The sequence below is a fragment of the Variovorax sp. 20P10.2.4 genome, from assembly GCF_058244205.1.
This window is the reverse complement of the sequence record NZ_JBZAYE010000678.1, coordinates 1-3,762: the sequence shown is the minus strand read 5'-3', so window position 1 is coordinate 3,762 and position 3,762 is coordinate 1. Positions and strand designations below refer to the sequence as shown.

Sequence of the window (3,762 nt, the reverse complement as noted above, 5' to 3'; positions counted from 1 at the left end):
CCGCCGCCCAGCCGCCCGAGGATCACGCCGTAGAGCGGCACGAACACCGAGCTCAGCAACAGCAGGAAGGGCTCGAGCGTGTGCATCGGCAGCACCAGCGCGAGCGCGATGCACAGCACGGCCAGCAGCAGGCCCCAGCGCTTCACGCTCCAGCGCGGCAGCAGGCTGTGGGTGGAGACCGAGCCCGAGTAGACGTCGCCATAGGCGTTGTCGAGCTCGTCGATCAGGATCAGGCCCAGCGCCACCAGCCCGCCCTGCGCCAGCAGCAGCGCCGTGACCAGGCTGGTGCCGGGCTCGGCCACGCTGACCACCATCACGCCCAGCGCATAGCACCAGATGTTGGCCAGCGCATAGCCGATCCAGGTGCCGCTGAAGGCGCTGCCCAGCCCGCCCGCGCTGCGCTTGCCGTGCCGCGCATAGTCGGCCACCAGCGGCAGCCATGAGACAGGCATCGCGATCACGAGGTCGAGGGCGCCGAACATGCCCATGCTGCCGTCGCCCGGGCGGGCCCAGAAGGCATCGAAGCCCTTGGCATGCAACTGCGTTGCGAACTGCCAGCTGAGCCACAGCAGCGACAGCACCACCAGCGGCAGCCCGAAGCGGCTCACGAAGCGCCGAACCAGCTTCACCATCGAGCCCGCGAGCAGCGCCAGCAGCACCGCGCCCCACAGCAGCGTGGTCGCCACGCCGCCCCAGGCACTGCCCAGCCACGGCCCGGCCACCGACTGGCCGATGGCCTGCGTGCCCTCGCGCATGATCACCAGCTCGAAGGTGGTCCAGCCCACCAGCTGCACGATGTTGAGCAGTACCGGCAGCCGCGCGAAGGCGCTGCCGTAGGTGGCATGCATCAGGCCCGCGCTGGCCAGGCCGCTCTCGCAGCCCAGGCGCGCGGTCCAGGCCAGCAGCGCGGCGCCGAGGCAGGAACCCAGCGCGATCGCGATCGCCGCGTCGCGCGTGCCCACGGCCGGCACCAGGTAGGCGCCGATCTGCATCACCAGCAGGCCCACGCCCAGGCTGAACCAGAGCGAGGCATGGTCGTGCCAGCCGAAGACGCGCTGCGACGCCGGCAGCGGCGTCAGCGCCTCGTTGGCGAGAGGGTTCGATGTGTCGTCGTGTGCCATCCGTTTTGCTCCGGGCAAAAGGTTTGGCAGGTGGGCGAGGCTCCAGCGGCGCGGCTGGCACGCGAGAGAACGTGACAGGCCGCCGGACCAGCTTCCCTGCGCGAGGATTACCTCAATCAGGTTCAAAGGGACTTTCTCAGCCGGATCGGCAAGCCGACCCAACACCCCTAGCGAACCGACATTTTAGGCCCGTCGCGGCATACCGGGGGCATTCCTCGAAGTCCGGGACAATCCGCGCCATAACGAACGAGGGCGCGCACGAGCGCGCGAAAGGGAACGACATGGCAGACGCTGCTGCATCCGCGGCCTCCACGGAGGCCGCCCGGCCACCCCCGGCCGCCACCCGCCTGCGCCGCTTCCGGGTCGACGTCGGCACCATCATCTGTGCCGTCGCGCTGGTGCAGTCGCTGCTGCTGGTGGCGCTGGGCTACTGGGGCGCGCAGCGGCTGGTGTCGCGCATCGGCGAGTCGGCGCACAAGGTCCACCACGACCGCATCGAGGACAACGTGCTGGCCTTCCTCGCCAAGACCCAGGCGGTGGTGCACGCCGTCGGCGATTCGCCGAGCCTGCATCCGCTGGGCGAGGACGGCGAGCGCAGCGCCGAGATGCTGTGGACCATGCTCGAGGAAGCCACCGAGCTCGACAGCCTCGGCGTGGCCAGCGACGACGGCCACCTACTGATGGCCGAGCGCTATCCGGTGTCGGCGATCCGCCAGGTGGTGCGCGATCCGGCCTTCAGCACCGAGACCTGGGAATACAAACGCTCGGTCGACATCGAGGGCGGCGATCCGCGCCAGCGCTTCGCGACCACGCGCATCGAGTCCTTCCGCAGCGACCACGACGCCACCGAGCGCGCCTGGTACCGCGAGGCGCTGGCACGGAAGGCGCCGGTGTGGACGCCGCCGTTCCGCTTCGACGACGGCGAGGAGCTCGGCGTGAGCTACGCCCGGCCGGCCGAGCGGCTCGACGACGAGGGTCGTACGCAGCAGTCGCTGGTGGTGGTCGGCCACCTGTCGCTGGGCCACCTGTCGACGTTGGTGCGCCAGTTCGGCAGCCGGGGCCCCGGCGAGAGCGTGCTGCTGAGCGACGACCACCACGTGCTCGCGCGCAGCGACCATCCCGATCCCGTGCGCGATCTGCAATGGCCCGAGGGTGGCGTGCTCGGCGCGGTGCATGCATACATGCTGGCGCACGGCATCTCGGAGAACGTGGAGGACGAGAGCTTCGTCGTCACCCACGCGGGCGAGCGCTACCGGGTCGAGTCGTCGCGCATCGGCCCCACGGGCTGGGAGCTGATCAGCTGGGAGCCCGAAGCGGTGCTGCTCGCCGGCGTGGAACGCCTGGTGCGCTGGGGCCTGCTGCTGACGCTGGCCTTCCTGGCGTTCGCGCTCTTCATCTCGCTGCGGCTGTCGAAGCTGGTGACCGCGCCGATCGAGAAGCTGTCGCAGACCGCGCGCCGCATCGGCCGGCTCGAGCTCGACGACCTGCCGCAGCAGCCCAGCCGCGTGCTCGAGATCCAGCATCTGAACCAGGCGCTCGACGACTCCGCGCGCAGCCTGCGGGCCTTCAGCAAGTTCGTGCCGGTGCACCTGATCCGCCAGCTCGTCGCCGAAGGCCATGCGCTGGCGCCCGGCGGTTCGCCGCGCCGCATCACGGCGATGTTCACCGACGTCGAGGGCTTCACCAGCATCGCCGAATCGCTGGAAGCCGGCGTGCTGGTGCGCCAGCTCACCGAGTACTTCAACCTCGCGCAGCGCGTGTTCGCGCGCCATGGCGGCGTGGTCGACAAGTACATGGGCGACGGCATCATGGTGCTGTGGGGCGCGCCGCTCGACCTGCCCGATGCCGAGTACCGCGCCTGCCTCGCGGCACGCGAGCTGCATGCCGAGATGGCCGAGCTCAATCGCCGCTGGCAGGCCGAGGGGCTGCAGCCCTTCCACACGCGCATCGGCATGCACACCGGCGTGGTGATCGCCGGCGTGCTCGGGTCCAGCGACCGGCTCTCCTACACCGCGCTCGGCGACGTGATCAACGCCGCGAGCCGCATCGAGGGCAGCAACAAGGAACTGGGCACGCGCACGCTGATGTCCGAAGCCACCCACGCGGGCCTGAACGGGCGGCTGCCCACGCGCCGCATCGAGGAGCAGGTGGCGCTGCGCGGCCGGCAGACGCGCATGGTGCTCTACGAACTGCTCGAGGAGAACGAGGCGCCCTAGAGATCGAGCACCAGCCGCGGCGAACGCGCGCGCGAGCAGCAGGGCAGGAACTGGTCGTTCGCGGCCTGCTCGGCGGGCGTGAGAAAGAGGTCGTGGTGCGCGACCTCGCCCTCGAGCACGCGCGTGAGGCAGGTGCCGCAGACGCCCTGGGCGCAGGACACCGGGATCTCGATGCCCTCGGCCGCGAGCGCGTCCACCACGCTGAGCGCGGCCGGCACGCGCACCACGCGGCCGCTGCTGCGCAGCTGCACCTCGAAGCTGCCGGCCTCTTCGACGGGCGGCGGCGCACCCGTGAAGCATTCGAAATGCACGCGCTCTTCGGGCCAGCCGAGCGCGCGGGCGGCGGCGCGCACCGCTTCGATGAATCCGTTCGGCCCGCAGACGTAGAGATGGCGCCCGGGCGCCGGCGCGCCGATGGTGGCGGC

General features: G+C 70.9%; 3 protein-coding genes and 1 riboswitch. Of the genes, 1 reads left to right on the top strand and 2 read right to left on the bottom strand.

Features of this window, described 5'->3' with window-relative positions; translation table 11 throughout:
- The coding region (locus tag AC27VN_RS35520) for a purine-cytosine permease family protein (protein WP_490879655.1) at positions 1-1,121 on the bottom strand (1,121 nt) is incomplete at its 3' end.
- Between the two features lie 76 nt (positions 1,122-1,197).
- Positions 1,198-1,300, bottom strand: a riboswitch (TPP riboswitch).
- 102 nt (positions 1,301-1,402) lie between these two features.
- Between AC27VN_RS35520 and AC27VN_RS35515 the strand changes: the two genes are divergently transcribed.
- Positions 1,403-3,337, top strand: a complete 1,935-nt coding sequence (locus AC27VN_RS35515) for an adenylate/guanylate cyclase domain-containing protein (protein ID WP_490879654.1) — start codon at positions 1,403-1,405, stop codon at positions 3,335-3,337.
- Here the strand turns inward: AC27VN_RS35515 and AC27VN_RS35510 are convergent.
- Positions 3,334-3,762: 2Fe-2S iron-sulfur cluster-binding protein (locus tag AC27VN_RS35510; protein WP_490879653.1), on the bottom strand; the 429-nt coding region annotated here is incomplete at its 5' end. The two genes, AC27VN_RS35515 and AC27VN_RS35510, sit on opposite strands and share 4 nt — an antisense overlap.

What these genes read in the sequence shown, in the direction of transcription:
- AC27VN_RS35515 (WP_490879654.1), top strand. Translation starts at nt 1,403, where the DNA reads ATGGCAGACGCTGCTGCATCCGCGGCCTCCACGGAGGCCGCCCGGCCA.